Annotated in this window: 17 protein-coding genes; all 17 read right to left on the bottom strand. The window is 28.5% G+C overall.

The genetic code is table 11. The features are described from left to right. Window positions 1-6: 6 nt before the first annotated feature. The 17 genes from KO488_RS08625 to KO488_RS08545 all read right to left on the bottom strand — a co-directional run bounded on the left by KO488_RS08625 (window position 7) and on the right by KO488_RS08545 (window position 20,806). A complete protein-coding gene (locus KO488_RS08625) occupies window positions 7-684 on the bottom strand; it encodes a chemotaxis protein CheD (RefSeq protein ID WP_216058399.1) in 678 nt (225 codons plus the stop codon). Further along, on the bottom strand, window positions 681-1,526 hold the full coding sequence (locus tag KO488_RS08620) for a CheR family methyltransferase (protein WP_216058398.1): 846 nt from the start codon (window positions 1,524-1,526) through the stop codon (window positions 681-683). The genes KO488_RS08625 and KO488_RS08620 overlap by 4 nt, the downstream gene beginning before the upstream one ends. Next, window positions 1,527-3,608, bottom strand: a complete 2,082-nt coding sequence (locus tag KO488_RS08615; RefSeq protein WP_216058397.1) for a chemotaxis protein CheA — start codon at window positions 3,606-3,608, stop codon at window positions 1,527-1,529. Between the two features lie 14 nt (window positions 3,609-3,622). Next, on the bottom strand, window positions 3,623-3,991 hold the full coding sequence (locus KO488_RS08610; protein WP_216058396.1) for a response regulator: 369 nt from the start codon (window positions 3,989-3,991) through the stop codon (window positions 3,623-3,625). A 78-nt stretch (window positions 3,992-4,069) separates the two neighbouring features. Then, complete coding sequence (locus tag KO488_RS08605) at window positions 4,070-6,250, bottom strand: polyribonucleotide nucleotidyltransferase (protein ID WP_216058395.1); 2,181 nt, start codon at window positions 6,248-6,250, stop codon at window positions 4,070-4,072. 5 nt (window positions 6,251-6,255) lie between these two features. Next, window positions 6,256-6,906: a phosphoribosyltransferase family protein gene (locus KO488_RS08600; protein WP_216058394.1), complete on the bottom strand. Its 651-nt coding sequence runs from the start codon at window positions 6,904-6,906 to the stop codon at window positions 6,256-6,258. After that, the gene (locus KO488_RS08595; RefSeq protein WP_216058393.1) at window positions 6,906-8,996 is read right to left on the bottom strand and encodes an LPS-assembly protein LptD; all 2,091 of its coding nucleotides are present in this window, start codon (window positions 8,994-8,996) and stop codon (window positions 6,906-6,908) included. The genes KO488_RS08600 and KO488_RS08595 overlap by 1 nt, the downstream gene beginning before the upstream one ends. Next, window positions 8,989-9,426 carry an RDD family protein gene (locus KO488_RS08590; protein WP_216058392.1) on the bottom strand — a complete coding sequence of 146 codons (438 nt, stop codon included), beginning with the start codon at window positions 9,424-9,426 and terminating at the stop codon, window positions 8,989-8,991. The genes KO488_RS08595 and KO488_RS08590 overlap by 8 nt, the downstream gene beginning before the upstream one ends. 4 nt (window positions 9,427-9,430) lie before the next feature. Further along, complete coding sequence (gene purD, locus KO488_RS08585) at window positions 9,431-10,696, bottom strand: phosphoribosylamine--glycine ligase (protein ID WP_216058391.1); 1,266 nt, start codon at window positions 10,694-10,696, stop codon at window positions 9,431-9,433. Window positions 10,697-10,938: 242 nt separating this feature from the next. Continuing rightward, window positions 10,939-11,571, bottom strand: a complete 633-nt coding sequence (locus KO488_RS08580) for a uroporphyrinogen-III synthase (protein WP_216058390.1) — start codon at window positions 11,569-11,571, stop codon at window positions 10,939-10,941. Next, window positions 11,572-13,137: a SulP family inorganic anion transporter gene (locus tag KO488_RS08575; protein WP_216058389.1), complete on the bottom strand. Its 1,566-nt coding sequence runs from the start codon at window positions 13,135-13,137 to the stop codon at window positions 11,572-11,574. A gap of 16 nt (window positions 13,138-13,153) precedes the next feature. Continuing rightward, window positions 13,154-14,647, bottom strand: coding sequence for a ribosome biogenesis GTPase Der (gene der / locus KO488_RS08570; RefSeq protein WP_216058388.1), 1,494 nt, complete (start codon window positions 14,645-14,647; stop codon window positions 13,154-13,156). Window positions 14,648-14,736: 89 nt separating this feature from the next. Then, the gene (hpf, locus tag KO488_RS08565; RefSeq protein ID WP_216058387.1) at window positions 14,737-15,279 is read right to left on the bottom strand and encodes a ribosome hibernation-promoting factor, HPF/YfiA family; all 543 of its coding nucleotides are present in this window, start codon (window positions 15,277-15,279) and stop codon (window positions 14,737-14,739) included. 122 nt (window positions 15,280-15,401) lie between these two features. After that, window positions 15,402-17,612, bottom strand: coding sequence for a DNA translocase FtsK (locus KO488_RS08560; RefSeq protein ID WP_303572440.1), 2,211 nt, complete (start codon window positions 17,610-17,612; stop codon window positions 15,402-15,404). Window positions 17,613-17,622: 10 nt separating this feature from the next. Beyond that, window positions 17,623-18,570 (bottom strand): UDP-3-O-(3-hydroxymyristoyl)glucosamine N-acyltransferase, encoded by a 948-nt coding sequence (gene lpxD, locus KO488_RS08555; protein ID WP_216058386.1) that lies wholly within the window; start codon window positions 18,568-18,570, stop codon window positions 17,623-17,625. Between the two features lie 39 nt (window positions 18,571-18,609). Beyond that, complete coding sequence (gene ilvN, locus KO488_RS08550) at window positions 18,610-19,107, bottom strand: acetolactate synthase small subunit (RefSeq protein ID WP_216058385.1); 498 nt, start codon at window positions 19,105-19,107, stop codon at window positions 18,610-18,612. Between the two features lies 1 nt (window position 19,108). Next, complete coding sequence (locus tag KO488_RS08545; RefSeq protein WP_216058384.1) at window positions 19,109-20,806, bottom strand: acetolactate synthase large subunit; 1,698 nt, start codon at window positions 20,804-20,806, stop codon at window positions 19,109-19,111. Between the last annotated feature and the right edge of the window lie 70 nt (window positions 20,807-20,876).

Raw genomic sequence — 20,876 nt, 5'->3', positions numbered from 1 at the left:
ATAAAATCAGAAAAGCTCGATTTCCATTTCAGGTTCTTGTGCTTTATCTTCAATACCAAATAAATCAACACCACCAACATATTCTTTGATAACAGGAGCTTTTGTAATCTCTTTTTGTAAGAATTTTTCTTCTTGTAAAATTTTACTATCAGTTTCACTTTTTTGTGTAACTTTAATAAATGTTTCAAACTCATTTGCAAGTAAAATTAATCGTCCATGCTCTCCACGTGTGTGTTCACTAATTAATTTAAAACCTTCTGCTTTGCAAAAATCTTTTGCAAACTCAACGTTTCTATGTCCAATAGATTGAGAAGATAAAGATAATTGCATAATATCAGCTCCACCAGATATCTTTGCAAACATATTATTTTTATTACAACCTAATTTATACATTTCATTAAGCATTGCTTCAACTGAGTAAAGTCCATATTTCATATCATCATTACTATTATTACTATTAGGAAGCAAAAAATGATTCATAGCTTTTATTTTAGTAACTTTATCATAAAACATAATTGCAACACATGAACCTAATAAAGTTTTAAAAGCAATTTGTTCAATATCATTTCCAACTGCAAACTCACCACCTATAACAGTATGAGTAGATAAACCTTTTGTTTTTTGTGTAAATCTTACAGCTGATGCTTTTTCAATACTTCCATCTTTATGTCCAATTACAATCAAAATATTTCCTTTTCTTTTATAAAAATATTTTGCCCTACTCTTTTTACATAATGCACTAAATCCTGGGGATTTTCTGAATGCCCCAAATATAATGTTCCACCAATTTTTAAATGAGAAAAAAGTTTTCTTAATATTTTATTTTGATCTTCTGCTGAGAAATAAATTAATACATTTCTACAAAATACAATATCAAATTGATTTTTTGAAAATGGATAATTATTATCATTTAAATTCATAACTTGAAAAGAAAGCATCTTTTTCAACTCATCTTTGACTTTTATAAGGATTTCTTCTCCTGCTAAATTCTTTTGAATTCTTCTTTTAAAATATTTTGATGGTTTAATCCATTTAGGAAATTCTTTAGAAGATTTAGAATATCGATAAACACCATTAGCAGCATATTGTAATACATTTGTATCAATGTCAGTCGCTAATACAGAGGCATTTATTTTTTTCCCAAGCTCATCTTGTACTTCTAAAACTGTCATAGCCATAGAGTATGGTTCTTCACCTGTTGAAGATGCAGAACAATACATATTTATTTTATTTCCAGTTTTAGCAAGTTCAGGTAAAACTCTATTTTTTAAATCTAAAAAATGAAAATCTTCTCTAAAAAAATGAGTTTTATTTGTAGTAAAAGAGTTTATGAATTCAGTAACATAAGAACCTTCTTCAATTGAATGAAGAAGTTCCATAATATCACCCTTGTATTTAGAATCTCTTTTTAATTTATCAATTCTATTAGAGATCATAATATCTTTGTTATCAGCTAGTGTAATACCTGTTAATCCATATAAAAGTTTTTTAACTTTATTATGAACATCATCAGTTGTATAACTCATTTATGAAGCTTTTCTTGCTTTATTTATACCTCTTTCGATATTAATTTGAGCATTAATAATACCAACAACATCTAAAATAAGACCAATACTACCATCACCTCTTACAGTAGCCGCCCCTATTCCTTCAACTGATCTAAAGTTTTTATCAAGTGGTTTTACTACAACTTGATGTTGATTTAGAAATTCATCTATAGATAAAGCAACTTTTGTATTTCCTGATTTAACTACAATTAACATTCCATCTTCTAGGTTTTCAAAACTACTTTTTAATCCAAATAATTGATGTATTCTTACAACAGGGATAAACTCTTCTCTTAACATTAAAAGATCTTGAGTACCATCACCAATTTTCTTAATCATATCTGATGTTGGTTGTAAGGATTCAACAATTGAAGATAATGGTAAAATATATTTTTGATCACTAACTGCAATATCTAAACCATCAAGAATAGCAAGTGTTAAAGGTAACATAATTGTTAATACAGTACCCTCACCTAATTTAGTATCAAGTTTTAAATCTCCACCTAATTTTTGAATATTTGTTTTAACAACATCCATTCCAACACCACGTCCTGAAATTTCAGAAATTTGATCTGCTGTTGAAACTCCTGCTCCAAATACAAGCATTGCTTTTTCATTGTCATTCATATTATTATATTGATTTTCATCAATTTGACCTTGATCTAAAGCTTTTAATGCAACTTTCTCTACATTAATTCCACGTCCATCATCTTCAATAGTAATAATCATTTGACCATTAGCTTGTTCAGCTGAAATAACAATAGAACCTACATCAATTTTTCCAGATGCTTCTCTTTCTTCTGGAGTTTCTAGTCCGTGATCAAGAGAGTTTCTAATAATATGCATTAAAGGATCTGTTAATCCTTCAATCATTGCTTTATCAATTTCAACATTATCACCAAAGTGTTTGAATTCAACTTTTTTACCAAGTTTTTTAGAAATATCTCTTACAACTTTTGGGAATTTAGAGTAAATAGATTCCATAGGTACCATTCTAATACTCATAATTGAATCTTGCATATCTCGAATATGTCTTTCTAATAATTCTAATCTTTCAAGTACTGAATTTCTTGTTTTAGAATCATCTATTGTAGATGAGAATTGTGTAAGCATGGCATTTGTAATAACTAAATCACCAACATTATTCATTAATAAATCAATTTTATCTAGATTTACTCTAATATTATTATTTGTAGAAGCTTTTTTAGTAGCTTTTTCTTTTACTTCTCTACTAGCTCTTGGAGCAATTACAGCTTTTTCTTCAGATGAAGAAATATTTTCATTTGTAGTAACTGCAGTTGTTTCAGTAGTAGCTTCTACAACTTCAGTATCTTCAATACTATTAGTCTGCATTACAGAATCAGGTGTTAAAGAAGGCACATCATCAAAAAATCCAAAATGTTCTTTTTCTTCATTATCTACAGGTAAATCTTTATAATTTGCTGTTACTTCTTGTAAATCATCATCAAAAAATCCAAAGTTCTTTTGATTTTCGTCTATATCATCAGCAAAAATACCATATGATTTACTTCCAATTTGATCGTTTAAGTCATCGTCAAAAAATCCAAAATTGTCATTATCTAAAGCTTCTTCAACAATAGGTTCTTTATTAACAATAGGAGTTTGCACAACTGGAACTTCTTCAACCTTTTTTACCACTGTTCCATTTGAATATGCACGAATTTCTTCAAGTAATGAAGCTGTCATTTCAGTAAAAGTTTCTCTAGATAAATCTTCAGCTACTTCTAAATCCAAAATTTCCTTCATTACATCTAAACCATCAATTAAAGTTCCGGCCATTTCAGGAATAAATTCAATCTTATGATTTCTCAATTTATCCATTAAATTTTCTACATCATGAGTAAATTCAGCAAAAAGTTTTAATTCAACAGATGCTCCACTTCCTTTTAAAGTATGCACATCTCTAAATAATTGACCCATTTCTTCATCAGTTAATGAACCATTATTTTCAGCTTCTAAAAGTACATTATCAGCTGATTCAAAAAGTTCTTCAGCTTCTTCTAAAAACATTTCTCTATATTTTGAAATATCAAATGACATATTAGATCCTTTATTTATCTACTTAATACTATATTTACAGCTTTTAACAGTTGATCTGGAACGAAAGGCTTAACAATCCATCCAGTAGCACCTGCTGCTTTTCCTTTTGTTTTCATTTCATCACTTCTTTCAGTTGTTAGTACTAAAATAGGTTTTTTTGAATATTGTGGTATTTTTCTAAGTTCGCCAATAAGTGTTAATCCATCCATATTAGGCATATTTACGTCAGTTATTATTAAATCAAAATTTGCAGCATTAGCTTTTGCTAAACCATCTACTCCATCAACAGCTTCAGTTACATCAGTGTAACCACCCTCGTTTAATGCATAGTTTAACATATCTCTTAGCATTGTAGAATCATCTACGATTAAAAGTTTCGCCATATTAATACCCCTTAAGTTGTATAGTTAAAAAATTATTTAACTATACTAACGTAAGAAATATTAAACTAGGGTTAATTATTAAATTGAATTAGAAGCTAATTCAATTCTGTCTTTAGTTACTTTTAAAACTTTTATTTCTACTTCATCTCCAACAGTTAAAACATCAGAAACATTTTTAACTCTTTCTTTAGAAATTTTAGAAATATGTAATAAACCTTCTCCGCCTTTTGGTAAGGCCATAAACGCTCCAAAATCAACAATTCTTTCTACTTTAGCCATTAATACATCATCAACAGTATAAAGCTTTTCAAAATCTAAATTCTTCGAAGGTTGTTTTCTTGAAACTGCATTATTAGAAATAGTTTTAATATGTTCACAAGCATCAAGTACATTTTGCTTATTATTTCCACTAACCTTAACAGTTCCACTATCTCTATCTAAATCAATACCTACTGAGAACTTTTCAATTATTTCTTTAATAGTTGAACCAGCTTTTCCAATAACAACCATTATCTTACTTGGATCTATTGCAAATTGCTCAATTAAAGGTAAAGCTTCACTAGGAATAATTTCTTCTGCTGCTGTATGCATTAATCCTAAGATATGATCACGACCTTCTTTTGCTTGTAATAATGCTTCTTGTAAAACTGATAATTCAATTCCACCAAGTTTAATATCCATTTGTAAAGCTGTAATACCTTTATTTGTACCTGCAACTTTAAAGTCCATATCACCATCATGGTCTTCTAAGCCCATAATATCAGTTAACACAGAATACTCACCTTTTTCTACAACCATACCCATAGCAACACCTGCAACTAAATCAGAAATTGGAACACCTGCTGCTTTAAGTGCTAAAGAACCACCACAAACAGTTGCCATTGATGAAGAACCATTTGATTCTAAAATTTCAGAAACTAATCTTATTGTATCAGCATAATCATTATCAATAGTAGCTTCTAAAGCTTTTTTTCCTAAATTACCATGACCTAATTCTCTTCTTCCTACACCAAACATTGGTTTAGCTTCACCTACTGAGAAACCAGGAAAGTTATAATGTAACATGAAATTTTCAATTGAAGTTGATTTTTCAGTTAGTTTTTCAAACATTTGTCCATCTTTTGGACCACCAAGAGTTCCAACTACAAGTGCTTGTGTTTCACCTCTTGTAAATAAACAAGATGAGTGAGCTGATGGTAAAATATTTGTTTCAATAGAAATTGGTCTAACATCTTTTAATCCTCTTCCATCGGCTCTTACCTTATCACTTACAATCATATTTCTAACTATTTCTCTTTTTACAATAGAAACAGCTTCATAAATTACAGAAAATTCTATTTCATTTTCTTCACAATATGAATTTGTAGAAATCATTTTTGCTACATCTTTAAGTTCAGTTGCTCTTTCACTTTTTGCTAATTTTTTAATAGCTTCTGTAATATCTGAAGAGAAATTATCTCTTACATAAGAAATTACTTCTTCTGAAATTGTAAATTCTACTAATTCAACTTCTTTCATTTCTTTACAAGCAGTTTCAAATCCAGCTTCATACGTAGTATTTGCTTCAAGTAAAATTTCTTGAGCAAAAGCTATTGCTTCAACTAACTGTTCTTCATTCATTTCATTTGTATTATGTACTTTTGTAAATGCTTCAATATCAACTTCAATCATATCTGAAGATGATATAGCTTTCATTTCAATCATCAATAATTCATCTTTAGAACCAGCTATATATAAATCTAAAGTAGAATTTTCAAGTTCAGTCATTTTAGGATTTGCAACATACTCACCATCAATCTTTGCAACTCTTACACCACAAACAGATTTTTTAATTGGTAAATTTGATGTATATAAAGCAGCATTAGCAGCATTTAAAGCTAAAGCTTGTAAATCAACTTCTTTATCAGCACTTAATACTATAACAGTAATAGTTGTAGGATAAACATATCCTTTTGGGAATAGTGGTCTTAAACTTCTATCAATTACTCTTGAAGTTAATGTTTCAAATTCACTTGGTTTTGATTCTCTTTTAAAGAATCCTCCAGGAAGTTTTGCTGCTGCATATGTTTTTTCAACATATTGAACTGTTAAAGGAGTAAAATCTTCACTAACTGGATTATCAAACTCACTAACTACTGTTGCTAATACAACCGCATTACCTAATTTAGCTAATACTGATCCATTAGCTTGTTTAGCAACTTTGCTAAACTCAAAAATCTCTTGCTTTTTATTTAATTCAAATTCACAAACTGTTGACATTTATTTTAATCCTTTTTTATTGTTTCTATATCTTCAAACTTTACTTCATCTAATGTATCATAATAAAAATCAATAGATATAAAATGATCTAATTTCTTTATATAATACAAATCGTCAGCAATTGAGTCAATTGTTGTAATACTAGCTGTTGGTATTACAGGAACTGCTACTGATATTGATTTAGCGCCTAATTTAATTGCACTTTTAATACATGCCATCATTGTTAAACCTGTGTTTAATCCCTCGTCTATTAATAGAATATTTTTTCCATTTAGATTTGTTAACTTTTCACCATTTCTAAAATTATTGATTTCATAAGATAACTCATTTTCATATAAAAATTGTGATTGACCATAAATCAAATCTAAACTAATATCAAAAGATTTTACAAGTTCTTCATGTATTAAAACTTCTTCAGCTTCAGTAACAATTGCTATTTCACATTCATTATTACTAGCTGCAAAAATCTTTTTGCTAAACATCATATCTAGTTTGGCATTTAATTCCTTAGCAATAATACTAGCAATAGGATAACCACTACATGAAGTTGATAATACTGTCCAATCTTCTAATTTCATATTATCAATTGGAAGAATATCTAGTAATCTATAAGCAGCTACTTCTCTATTTTTAAAAAATATAGGATCAGGTGTCATTATTCATCTCCAACTGTATATTCTTGTTTTATTCCACCAAGAGGTTTTAAAGTAAGGTTTAAATAAACAATTTTTTGATCTACATCAATATCACTTGAAGAAGCAACTCTTTCTCTTTCATATTTTATATCAAAATTCCAACATTTATCATTAATATTAAGATTAATACCTTGTTTACTTCTTACTTTTTCTAATATATTATAGTTTTCATAATACCCAAATTTATAATCTTTTGAAATCTTATAATTTGCTTCAACATTATATGATTCTAAATCTTCTTTTCCAGAATTTGGTGTATCTTTTGATTTATAATATCCAGCTTTTAATGTTAAATCTTTTATATTATAACTTGCACTAATTGTATTTTCAATAAATTGCTTATCTTGAACATTATATGTTATTCTATTTGATATACTTGCATCTTTATAATTCAATTTAATATAGTTTTCAGTATTTTGAAGTTTTGGTTCATCTATACTATTATATAAAATTGATTGTTTTAATTTATGATTCACTAATTGTTCTAAATTATCATTGTTATACAAAGATTGGTTTAATGATATATTAATACTTCTGTTACTTGTAGTATTAGTAAACGGAGCTAATTCCTCATCGTTATTAGTTATATCATATAAATCTCCATCTTCCCTTACACTTTCAGGATGAGAATACTCTGCTTCAATATTCATAGTATGAAGATAATTATCATAAGGTTTAATTAAATCTGTACCAACAGAAATAGAAACTTCATTTTGAATTAAAGTTCCATTTTTAAAATTTGAACTATTATTTGTATATTCATATTTACTTAAAACTGTTTTATTTTCAATATTTACATATAAATAATCATCTAAAAAATATCTAGTGTAATTTATAGGTAATGACACTTCATAATAGTTTGCACCCAAGTTTTCTACACTTGTAAAATGCTTATATCTTGTATCTAAAGAATATAAAACTTTATTTAATCCAAAAAGTTCATCTGTATATGAATGAAATTGTAATTCAGGTAATTTTTGTAATGTTGCATCATTAGATTCGGCAGAAGTATCTATATAAAATCGTCCATATATCCCACCATAATATTTAGGCGTATTATAAAAATAGTTAATTTTTGATTCAACTTTCTCATCACTTGAAGTTGAATTATCATCTTCTTCTAAAGTATCATATTCAATATCATTTAGCCAATTTATAGATGCATATAAACCATCTTGATGATTTCCACTAGAAAAAAGCTTTGTTCTTTCATAGTCAACACTCCATCCATAATGTTTTTGATTATCTAAATCATTTTCTTCTCTATAGCTTTCTTTTTCTCTAAAGAAACCTGCATTTAATTTAAGCAATGAGTAAGCAGAATCAGCATATCTAAAATATGAATATGCTCCAAATCCTCTTTTATCTCTAATTTGTGGAATAATTTCTAAATCATAATTTGCTTTGGGTGCTATAAATATAGACTGAGAATAAGATAAACCTTCAGTATTTGAATACCCAATTGTTGGAGGTAATAATCCTGTTCTTCTTGTTGTATCTGTTGGAAACCCTAAATAAGGACTATAAAAAACAGGTACATTTCTAAAATATAATCTTGGATTATAAGCATGCATCCATTTGTCTTCTGTATCATAAGAAGCAGATGAAACTCTGATACTCCAAGCTGGATCTACACAATCGCAAGATGAAATTATTGAACTATCTAATTCAATATTTGTGTTATCTTTTGTAGATTTTTTTGAATTAACCCAAAGATTACTTTTCTTATCAAAAAGCATAACTGGGCTTTGAGCATATACATCGTTTTTTAAATTTACTAAAGCATAATCACTTTGCGTTTGAATAGTATTATCTTTTAAAATCAAAACATTATCAAATAATTCAAAAGTTTCTTTTTCTTTATCATAAATTATTTTAGATGCACTTAGATAATAAGTTGGTGAGAAAACAATAACACTACCACTAGCAGTTACGACATTACCTTCTGTTTTTATATTTTCAGAAATAAGTTGGAATTTTTCAGTTTGAAGTTCTTCACTAAATGATAAAGTACTAACTAATAATAGTGAGGCTATTGAACTCTTAAGCATTTACAACCAATGTTTTACCTGTAAAATCATGAAATGTTTTTCTTCCATCATTAAAAAATCCAATTAAGAAACCAACATAAAAGAACATTTCAGAAAATATTCTTCCAATTGATCTTAAAATTGCTGAAAAGATAGATACTCTACCCCAATTGTTTGCATCAATAACTTTAATTTTAGTTACAATTTTTCCTACAGTTGCACCATAATACCAAGTAAATAAAGCTTGATAAACAAACTTTAAAAATATTAAAGGCATTACTAAATCAGTTTTCATAAAAAACATCATTGCATTAACATCATGACTAACAGCCATAATGTTTTCCCAAAAAATAATAAGAATAATTGCAGTTACAAGTAAATCATCAATAACAAAGGCAGTTGCACGTGACCTTAATGATGCTAATTGTAAATCATTTGTATTGTTAGACATTTAACTACTTTAAAGCTTGATATGCAATATCAGATCTACATTTTTTTCCAGCAAAATGAACTTGTCCACATAAATCATAAGCTCTATCTCTTGCTTCTTTTATACTTTTTCCAAAACCTACACAAACCAATACTCTACCACCATCAGCTATTAATTTTCCATTCTCTTTTGAAACACCAGCATATGAAATATGAGAATTTAAAGCTAAGTCTTCATCTACTATTTCATCTACTATAATTTCAGCAGGTGTTGAGCTTGAGTATGGGTAGTTTTCACTTGCCATTACAACTCCAACTCCAAATTCGTTTTTAATTTTAATATCTAATTTATCAAGTTGTCTTGTAGCACCTTTATAAAATAACTCAGAAACAGGAGTTTCCAATAAAGGCATTAAAATTTCACACTCAGGATCTCCAAATCTTACATTATATTCTAATATAATTGGTTCACCTTTAACTACCATCACACCAATAAAAAGTACACCTTCAAAAGGAGCACCCTCTTTTTTCATACCTTCTAAAGTTGGTTTTATAACTCTATCTTCAACTTTCTGATAAATATCCTCATTTACTAAAGGAGTTGGAGCATATGCACCCATTCCTCCAGTATTAGGTCCTGTATCACCATCCCCTATTCTTTTATGATCTTGAGCTGCTGGTAATACTTTATAGTTTTCACCATCACAAATAGCAAAAATTGAAAGTTCGTAACCATCTAAAAACTCTTCAACTACAATAGAAGTTCCTGCATCACCAAAAGAAGTTCCTGCTAGCATATCACTTGCTGCTTCTTTTGCTTCATCAAAACTTTGTGCAATGATTACACCTTTACCACCACATAAACCATCTGCTTTAACAACAATTGGTAAATTCATAGTATCAATAAAATCATGAGCTTCATTTTCATTTGTAGTTTCAATAAACGCTGCTGTTGGTATGTTATATTTTTTTAATATATTTTTCATATAAACTTTAGAACCTTCAAGAGCTGCTGCTGCTTTACTTGGTCCAAAAATTGTTAAATCATTTTCTTTGAATATATCAACAACACCATCTACTAAAGGAGCTTCAGGTCCTACTATTGTTAAATCAATTGAATTTTCTTTTGCCCAAAGTGCTAGTTCATTATAATCTTTAATATTAATATTTGTCCCTAAATTATCAGTTGCTCCATTTCCAGGCATAAAAAATAAGTTATGTTCATTTTCTTTAGAGATAGCTAATCCAATAGAGTATTCTCTACCACCGCTACCAAGTATTAATATATTCACGATTATTCCTTGTATTATAATTATTTTATTTTTAAATCCAAGTAGCCGTTAACCATCAAGTTTGGCCCTAAAAAGCCAATAACCGTACATAAGATCTAGACTTCAGGAGCGAAAACATAATGAAACGCTGCACACCGACTAGTTACAAATATGTACATAAATATATTATCGGACCCTCAACAATGGAAATCCCGAACCACTTAGATGGCAATATTTTATCTAATTGATGATTAATTTTAGTTTTAATTTAATAGTTGCTTAGCAAGTTTTATACATTCATCTATAGAAGTTTTATTACTTACTATATAATTTATGTTTTTAGGTAAATAATCTGCTGTAGTTTTTCCTATAACAATAGCTTTATAGGAGTCATCCCATTTATAATTCTTAAAAAAACACTCCACACTTGAAGGTGATGTAAAAATAAAAATAGAGTTATTTTCTAGTATTTTTTTAGTTTCCAAGCATGATGTTTTATATGCTATTAACTCATCCAAATCAATAGAGTTTTCTTTTAAAATACCAACTATATTTGATACAGTTTTTAAAGCTTTTATATACAATACTTTTTTGTTTTTAAGTACATGACTCAATTCTTCTGCAAATTCATTTCCATGAGAGGAAAGACCAGTAAATACTAAGTTCCCATTGTGTTCAATTATTACATTTGAAGTTTTTTCTGCAATTGAATATGCAGGTATTTTTTTCCATTCTTTATTAAAAGAGTCTATAGAATAAACAGCATTTTTAGAAGTAAATACTAAAGCATCATATTTACTTAAGTCAATATCACTTTCAATATTTTCTATTCCGAAAACTTCTAAGTTTTCAATACCTTCATATTTCAAATTATTTAATAAATATATTTTAGACATTTATTTTAGTTCCAATTGTTGAGTATAATTAATAGCATCATCCATATGAAAAAACATTTTATGTTTTTTAAAAGAATTATCACTATCAACTGCTAATATATTTCTTTTATGTGCATGTTTTAAAACAAGCAATGTTTTTATATTTTTCGCACTTAATTTAGTAATCATGTCTTCTATGGTAAAAATTGCTGAAATATCTAAAAAAGATACATTTTTACAATCTAAGATAACAATTTTATTATCAGTGATTTTATCTAATTTATTATCTAAAACAGACGCTGTTCCAAAAAATAAAGAACCATCAATTTTTATAATTTCAATATTATTATTAGTAATATCAATATCAAATGAACTTTTTGTTCTTCTAGTTTTCATTCTTGTATTTCTTGAGATTTGATAAACAGCTAAAATTGATGCAATTGTAATACCAACACCAACTGCCATAATTAAATCTACAAAAACTGTTAGTAAAAATACTGTTGTCATAATAAGTAAATCTTGTCTTGAAACCTTATTCATAATTTTTAAAAACTTGTAATCTAAAATATCAAAACCAACTTTGATTAAAATACCTGATAACACAGCAAGTGGTATTTGCGAAGCTAGAGGAGCTAAAAACAGAATAATAAGTAAAAGAGTAATTGAGTGAATCATCCCAGATAGTTTAGATGTACCTCCACTATTTATATTAATAACTGTACGCATTGTTGCACCTGCACCTGGAATTGCACCAAAAAATGCACAAATAGAGTTACCAATACCTTGACCTATTAACTCTTTTTTAGGATTATGTTTTGTTTTTGTCATAGAATCAGCAACTAGTGAAGTTAATAAAGAATCAATTGAACCTAATAAAGCAAGAGTTATTGCCAATGTAATAATACTGCTTAATTGTAAAATATCAAAAGAAAAAGGAAGAGTAAACTCAGGTAAACCAACGGGAATATTTCCTATTGTATCCACATCATATTCCATATAAATAGTAATATAGGTTACGATAAATAAAGCAATTAAAGCTGAAGGAACATATTTAGTAATAAATTTAGGAGTTAAAAACATTATTCCTAATGTAATATAGGCAATAATTAAAGCATGATTATCTGCATGTTTAATAGTATCAAATAATTGAGTTATTGTATAAATAACAGAACTAGAGGCTTCAACACCTAAAAATGGGTTTATTTGTAAAATAATAATAATTACACCAACACCTGACATAAAACCTGAAATTACAGGATAAGGAATATATTTAATCCATTTTCCAATTCCTACTAATCCAAAAGATATTTGAATTAAACCAGATAAAAATATAACTGTCATTACTGTTGATATATCGTTTGGGAAAGTTGCAATTGCAGTTGCAATAACAACTGTCATAGGACCTGTTGGACCTGAGATTTGTGTGGGAGTTCCACCAAAGAGTGCTGCAAAAAAACCTAATATTATTGCACCATATAATCCAGCTATTGCACCTGCTCCACTAGCAACTCCAAATGCAAGTGCTAGAGGTAATGCAACAACTGCAGCTGTTATTCCTGCGAATATATTATTTTTTAGAATTTGCAAGAAAACTCCTTAGTAATTATTTTTCTTCTAAATATTCCTCATCACCAACTTTGTCATTTTTACCACGAGCAATTATATGAATTGGACAACCTTCAAAATTAAAGTTATCTCTTAAGAAGTTAATTAAATATCTTTTGTAAGAGAAATGAAGTAATCTTGGCTTATTCATAACTAAAGCAATTCTTGGTGGCTTAGTTTCAAACTGCGTAGAATAATAGATTCTTAAGTAAGCTCCATTTGGACTTGGAAGTGAATGTCTAATTACAGCTTTCTCAATTACTCTATTAAGAGCTGATGTCGGAATTCTTTGAGTATAGTTGTCATATATTTCAATAATCTTATCTTTTAATCTATCAATAGAACGTCCTGTCTTAGCTGAAACTGCCATAATTGGAGCATAATAAAGAAATTTAAATCTTTCTCTAATTAATTCTTCCATTTTTTTGAAAGTCTCCATATTTTCATCCCATTTATTAAGAACAATTATTGTTCCTAATCCATATTCATCAACAAGACCTGCAATTTTTTCATCTAAATCTGTTAATTCAGAAGAAGCATCTAAAACAAGTAAAGCAACATTTGCTTTTTCTAACATTTCTCTTGTTCTCATTAAAGCAAATTTTTCAATTCCTTCAATTTTCCCTCTTCTTCTTAACCCTGCTGTATCTACAAATGTAACACTTTTATCAGCATAATCAAATACTTCATCAACTGGATCAATAGTTGTACCTGCTATTGGAGAAACAACAGATCTTTCTTGTCCAACAATTGCATTTAATATTGAAGATTTTCCAACATTAACTCGACCAATAATACCGACTTTAATTTTATTATCAACTATAAAAGTATCAGGATCTTCTATTTCATCTTCAGGAATTATAATATCTTCTTGAATTTCATAATCTTCTAAATCTTCAGTGCCTTCAATTTCTGATAAAGGTAAGACATGTGTTTCAGTTACTATTTCTTTCACTTCTGAAGATTCTAGTACTTCTTCTTCAAGTTCAGGTAAGTGAGAATATATCCAATCAAATAAATTTTTTGTACCTCTATTATGCGATACTGACATTCCAAATAAGTTTTCTTCACCAATTCCAAATTCAAAGAATTCCCAAAGTCTTTCTAACTCTTTATCATTATCAATTTTATTAACAACTAAAGCTAATTCTTTACCTAATCTTTGAAGCTCATAAAATAATTCTTTATCTTTATCATCAGGTATATTTTTACCATCAACCATAAAAAGTATTATATCAGCCTCTTTTGCCGTCTCTATAGCTTTTCTTTTTACATTTGAAAATATTGCATCATTTGTTTCATCAATACCACCAGTATCTAGCATTAATGCCTTTTTGTCCATAATAGTAACTTCATGCTTTCTAATATCCCTAGTTGTTCCTGCCATATCAGAAACAATTGCAATCCTCTTTTGAGCAATTCTATTGAATAACGATGATTTACCTACGTTTGGTTGACCAATAAGTGCAATTTTTTTTAATGTTTTGTTCATAAACTTTTAATATCCTATTTGTGTATAATTAAAATTAAAAAAGGCATTAGTCTTTTGACTAATACCTTTTTCATTATGAAAATTCAAGATTAATATAATCCAAATTTTCCTTCAGCACTACTTTTATATAGTACTCTCATGTTATCGTCTTTATCATAGAATACTTTGAATATAGCATCAGAACTTTTTAATTCTTTTAATGCTTCTTCAATATCTACTGGTTTGTAAGAGCTAAGTCTTGCAGGATAAATTTCTGTTTCAAAACTTTCTAATTCAAGTGCAATTTTGTCTTCAATTTCAGAAGAAACAACTTCAGTTAATTTAGTAGCTTTGTGTGCAGAAACCTTATCATGGTGTCTTCTTAAAACTTTACAAACTCTATCTACTGCTATATCAATAGCAGAATATAAATCTTTATCTTTTTGTTTAACAACAATTGTATCTAAATGTGCAACATTTAAAGTAAATTCAAAAGAAAATGCTTTTTTACCGTGTTTCTCTTCTTGAGAAATAATTGAATTTACCGAAATAATATCTAAATTATATTTTTTAAATGCTTCCACCGAGCTATTTATATATTCTTTAATTGGTTCAGTTAAATCTATGTGTCTTCCTACAATACCTGTATTCATAACAAACTCCTTATATAATAATTTATTTATTTTATCATAAAAATTATTAAAAATTACATACTCTATTCATATATGGTAAATTAACAAGAAAAAGCTAGTGATTTTCTTATTAAATATAAAATTTAAACTAAAATTTCTCTATTACCTTTAATATTTGCTTCAGATAGAACACCTGTTTGCTCTAATTGTTCCACAATTGTAGCTGCTCTGTTATATCCAATTCTAAGTTTTCTTTGAATATAAGAAATAGATGTTTTATTATCATTAATACAAACCATTTTAGCAGCTTCATATAATTCGTCTAAATCTCCAAGTTCTGCACTTGTAGAAGTATTTGATGAGTTTTGAGAATTTCTATCTTTTATAAAGTTCATATCATACTCAACATCTCTTTGTTCTTTTAAGAATTCAACAACTTTTTCAATTTCATCTTCACTTGACCAAGGAGCGTGAATTCTTACAAGTCCTGACATTCCAGGAGGTGTAAATAGCATATCTCCACGACCTAATAATGATTCAGCTCCCATTGAATCTAAGATAATTTTAGAATCAATTTTTTGCCCTACTTTATAAGAAAGCCTACTTGGAAGATTTGCTTTTATAAGGCCTGTTACAACATCAACAGAAGGTCTTTGAGTAGCTACTATTAAGTGGATTCCAGAAGCTCTTGCCATTTGAGCAAGTCTTGCAATTGAATACTCAACATCTTTTCCACTTGTCATCATAAGATCTGCTAATTCATCAATTACAACAACAATATAAGGCAATGTATCAAACCCTTCTTTCTTACCTTTTTCATTATAGTTTTCAATATTTTTAGTTTTTGTTTGAGACATTAAAGTATAACGTCGCTCCATTTCTCCAACCATATTTGCCAATGCATTAATAGCATCTCCTGCTTTTGTAATAACAGGAGTTAATAAGTGTGGAATATCATTGTACATTGAGAATTCAAGCATTTTTGGATCAATCATTACAAGTTTTAGATTATCTGGTGAGTTTTTATATAACAAAGATAAAATCATTGAATTAATACCAACAGATTTTCCAGAACCTGTTGTTCCTGCAATAAGTAAGTGTGGCAATTTCTTTAAGTCTGTAATAAAAGGTTTACCAACAATATCTTTACCTAAAATCATTGTTAATGGCGATTTAGAATTTTGGAATAAATCACTTTCTAACATCTCTTTTAAATAAATTGTTTGAGTATCTTCATTTGGAACTTCAATTCCTACTACATCTTTACCTGGGATTGGTGCTTGAATTCTAATAGTTTGAGCTTTTAAAGCCATTGCTAAATCATCTTGTAAGTTCAATATCTTAGATACTTTAACATTTGGTGCTGGTTTAAATTCAAAAGTTGTTACAACTGGTCCTGTATATGTTCTTACAACATCACCTTCAATTTTAAACATTGAAAGTTTATCCAATAAATCACATATTTTTTGATCAATAACTGATTCTGAAACTTTTGATTTCTTCTCTTTTGGTGTTGCTTGAAAAAAGCTTGTAAGCGGAAGTTTAAAATCTTTTGGTTTTTCAGTAGTTCCAACTTCAATCTCATCAAGAAGTTTTTTATTCTCTTCTAATTCTTCAACGATAATTGAATGTCCTTCATTATGCTTACTTATAATTTCTTCAACATTATCGAACTCTTCAACTTTTACATCATTTTCTTTTATTTCATCAACTACTTCTAATATTTCAGGTTCGTTTACAAAATCTACCTTTGAAGGTTCAACAGGAGTGATAATTGGAGTATCCATAATAATCTCTGCTGTATCACCACTTTCTTTTACAAGAACACTCTCTTCTTTACGTTTTTTTCTTTTAGTACTTGTATTTTCTATTCTTTTAACATTATTACTTCTATCTATTTTAAACTTTTTAGTTACTTTATTAAAATCCATTTCTGAATTTTCAAATAAAACTAAAAATGAGATAACAAAACCTACTAATACAAAGATATAGAGCCCTGCATTTCCAATAAATGGATTTAAACTCTCAACTAAAATATTTCCTATCTTTCCACTATATATACCATTTTCTAGTATTAGTGACTGAAATATTAAAGATACAAAAAGTATTAATAAAACTATAATTATATTTAAAGTTAAGTCTTTACCTTTAATATCTTCTTTGAAATTTATAATATATAAAGGATAAAGGAACATTAAAAGATATACATATGATAAGAGACCAAAATACTCATTTGAGTTTTTTGCAAAGATAAACCCTATTTTTCCAACTACTTCTTTTGTACTAAAAAAAGTAGCGAATTCAAAATAAACAATAATAAATAAAACAATTAAGGATATGATTTTTTTAGCTATAACTTGGCCTTTATTTTAATAGTTTAGCAATTTTACTTTGTAATTTAAGCCATTTTCTATGCTCAATTAAAGGAAAACCTGCCCATGATTTCTTTTGCTCTGTAATACTTTTTGTAACTCCACCACGTGCTGCAATTGTAGTAAATGGAGCAATTTCTAAATGTCCTGCAGTTCCACTTTGACCACCCATTATTACATAATGATTAAGAACTGTTGACCCTGAAAGTCCAACTTGACCTGTTAAAATACATCCAGTTCCAAGTTTACAGTTATGTCCAATATGTACAAGATTATCAATTCTTACACCATTTGCAATTTGCGTTGATTTAAATACTGCTCTATCAATTGCACAATTAGATCCGATTTCTACATCATCACCAATTTCTACATTACCATTTTGATAAATTTTAATATATTTACCATCTTTAGTATTAGCAAACCCAAAACCATCACTTCCAATAACTGTTCCGGCATGTATAATACAATCACTTCCAATATTACAATCTCTATAAACTACAACATTTGGATGGATAACAGTATTGTTACCAATTTTTACATTATCACCAATATAGGCTCCAGCCATAATAGTACAATCAGATCCAATACGTGAACCTTTTCCTATATATACATTTGGCATAACTTTTGTAAAGCCACCAATTACAGGTTTTTCACCTTCTAGTTCAATTATTTCAGGTGCAAAAAGTTTTGATAGTTTTGCAAGATTTAAATAAGGTTCATCACAAATAAGAGCGATTGTTCCTTCTGGCACTTCATTTGCAAACTCTTTATTTATTAATACAGCTGCTGCTCTTGTCTTTTTTAAATCATTAAGATATTTTTTATTTTCTAGAAATGTAATTTCTGTTTGTTCTGAATCAAGTAGTGTACTTAAACCTAAAATTTCTTTTGTGTTATCACATTCAATATTAATTGATTGTGCAATCTCTTGTAGAGTCATTTTTATCCTTTTTAGAGGATAAGATAAGAAAAAGTTTTCTTATCTTTCCATTGCAACAATACCACTTCTTACTACTTCAAGTGGATTGAATTTTTGCATTACTTTTATAAAATTCATTATTCTAAAACTAGAATCAGTAGCTGATACTATAATAGCTTCATCTGTAACATTTTGAATTGAACCGTGATAAGCACGAGCAATTACATCAATATCAGATAAATTATTTTCAATAGAAAATTTCATTAATACAGTATCTTTTTCAACAACATTTCTATGTTCATTTACTCTTAATACTGGAATTAATTTATTTAATTGCTTTACAATTTGATCAATTACTCTTTTATCTCCAGTTGTAACAATAGTCATTCTAGAGTATTTGCTTCCTTCCATAGGAGCAACTGTTAATGAATCAATATTATAACCACGAGCTGAAAACAATCCAACTATTCTTGATAAAACATTATGCTCATTCATAACAACAACTGAAATAACCTGTCTTGTAGTTTCAGTATCATAATAGTGATTAAAATTATTCATTTTATTCACCCCCTTCTAATAATGTCATTTCATTTAATGCATGTCCATTTGGAACCATTGGTAGTACTTCTTCATTTCTAGCAACAAGAACTTCAATCATTGCTACTTTTTTCTGCTCAATTGCATCTTTTACAGCTGCATCAAACTCTTCTTTTGTAGTAACTCTATATCCTACTCCACCAAAAGATTCAACTAACATTTTAAAATCTGGTTGTGCAGATAAATCTGTTTCAGATAATCTGTTTTCATAGAACATTGTTTGCCATTGTCTAACCATTCCTAAATAATTATTATTTAAAATAACATTTATTACAGGAAGCTTGTATTCAGCACAAGTCATTAGCTCTTGAATATTCATTAAAATTGAACCATCACCTGTTATATTTATAGAAACTTTATCCGTTCCTTGCATAGCTCGGGCAACTCCAAGTGCTGCTGGTAATCCAAACCCCATTGTTCCTAAACCACCTGATGTAATCCATTGTCTTGGATGTGAAAATGGATAAAATTGTGCAGACCACATTTGATGTTGTCCAACATCTGTAGAAATTACAGCTTTTTCTCCTAATAATTTTCCAAGTCTTTGAATTGGCCATTGAGGTTTGATAATATCATTTGAATCATTATATCTTAATGGCTCTTTTTCTCTATATTCAGTTAATAACTCAACCCAATTTGAAAAGTCATTAAAATCATAATCTTCAAGTGATTCAAGCATACCTAATACAGTTTTCTTTAAATCTCCAACTATTGGGTAATGTGCATCTACTAATTTACTAATACTTGTAGGATCAATATCTACATGTATTACTTTAGCTTTTGATGCAAATTCATCTAATCTTCCTGTAACTCTATCATCAAATCGTGCACCTAATGAAATTAAAAGATCTGTTTCATGTGCTGCCATATTTGCAGAAAACTCTCCATGCATACCTAGCATTCCAAAGAACAGTGGATTTTTATCACCCATAGCACCTCTTGCCATTAATGTTTCAACAGCAGGAATATTTAATTTTTTTGCTAAATCTCTAATTTCATAAGAACAATTTGATAAAATTGCTCCACCACCAATATATAATAATGGTTTTTTAGCTTTAGAAAGTTCAGTCATTGCTCTTTTTAACTGTTTTTTATTGTAATTAACAGTTGGTTTATAAGTTGGAAGATCAATCTCTTCTGGATAAACAAACTCTGCAATCTGTGCAGTAATATCTTTTGGAATATCTACATGTACAGGTCCTGGTCTTCCAGTACTAGCTATATGAAATGCTTCTTTAATAATTCTAGGTAAATCTTCAATACTATTTACTAAGTAATTATGCTTAGTACATGGTCTTGAAATTCCTACAGCATCAATTTCTTGAAAACCATCAGTCCCTATAATATGTGTTGGAACTTGTCCTGAAATTACAACTAAAGGAATAGAATCCATATATGCATCTGCTAATCCAGTAACTGCATTTGTAAATCCAGGTCCACTAGTTACAATAGCAACTCCAACTTTACCTGTTGATCTTGCATATCCTTGAGCAGCTATAATTGAAGCTTGCTCATGCCTATTTAAAATATGTTCAAAATTGTTTTGCTTATAAATTTCATCGTAGACGTTCATGATAGCGCCTCCAGGATATCCAAAAACTACTTCTACCCCTTCTTGATGTAATGATTCTACAACCATTTTTGCGCCATTCATTTTCATTGTCATTCTCCGTTTTAAAATAAGCAGATATTCTACAAAAAAAAATATTAATTGTGGATTAACACATTTA

It is taken from the genome of Poseidonibacter lekithochrous (assembly GCF_018861145.1).
GTDB classification, from domain to species: domain Bacteria; phylum Campylobacterota; class Campylobacteria; order Campylobacterales; family Arcobacteraceae; genus Poseidonibacter; species Poseidonibacter lekithochrous_A.
The sequence above is the reverse complement of the archived record's forward strand: the minus strand, read 5'-3'. Positions and strand labels throughout refer to the sequence as shown.

Bases quoted from the DNA above. Each gene is read 5' to 3' on its own strand.
- KO488_RS08595 (WP_216058393.1), bottom strand. From the start codon at position 8,996: ATGCTTAAGAGTTCAATAGCCTCACTATTATTAGTTAGTACTTTATCA.
- KO488_RS08605 (WP_216058395.1), bottom strand. From the start codon at position 6,250: ATGTCAACAGTTTGTGAATTTGAATTAAATAAAAAGCAAGAGATTTTT.
- KO488_RS08610 (WP_216058396.1), bottom strand. From the start codon at position 3,991: ATGGCGAAACTTTTAATCGTAGATGATTCTACAATGCTAAGAGATATG.
- KO488_RS08590 (WP_216058392.1), bottom strand. From the start codon at position 9,426: ATGTCTAACAATACAAATGATTTACAATTAGCATCATTAAGGTCACGT.
- lpxD (WP_216058386.1), bottom strand. From the start codon at position 18,570: ATGACTCTACAAGAGATTGCACAATCAATTAATATTGAATGTGATAAC.
- KO488_RS08615 (WP_216058397.1), bottom strand. From the start codon at position 3,608: ATGTCATTTGATATTTCAAAATATAGAGAAATGTTTTTAGAAGAAGCT.
- KO488_RS08545 (WP_216058384.1), bottom strand. From the start codon at position 20,806: ATGAAAATGAATGGCGCAAAAATGGTTGTAGAATCATTACATCAAGAA.
- hpf (WP_216058387.1), bottom strand. From the start codon at position 15,279: ATGAATACAGGTATTGTAGGAAGACACATAGATTTAACTGAACCAATT.
- KO488_RS08580 (WP_216058390.1), bottom strand. From the start codon at position 11,571: ATGTCTAAAATATATTTATTAAATAATTTGAAATATGAAGGTATTGAA.
- KO488_RS08600 (WP_216058394.1), bottom strand. From the start codon at position 6,906: ATGACACCTGATCCTATATTTTTTAAAAATAGAGAAGTAGCTGCTTAT.
- der (WP_216058388.1), bottom strand. From the start codon at position 14,647: ATGAACAAAACATTAAAAAAAATTGCACTTATTGGTCAACCAAACGTA.
- ilvN (WP_216058385.1), bottom strand. From the start codon at position 19,107: ATGAATAATTTTAATCACTATTATGATACTGAAACTACAAGACAGGTT.
- KO488_RS08620 (WP_216058398.1), bottom strand. From the start codon at position 1,526: ATGAGTTATACAACTGATGATGTTCATAATAAAGTTAAAAAACTTTTA.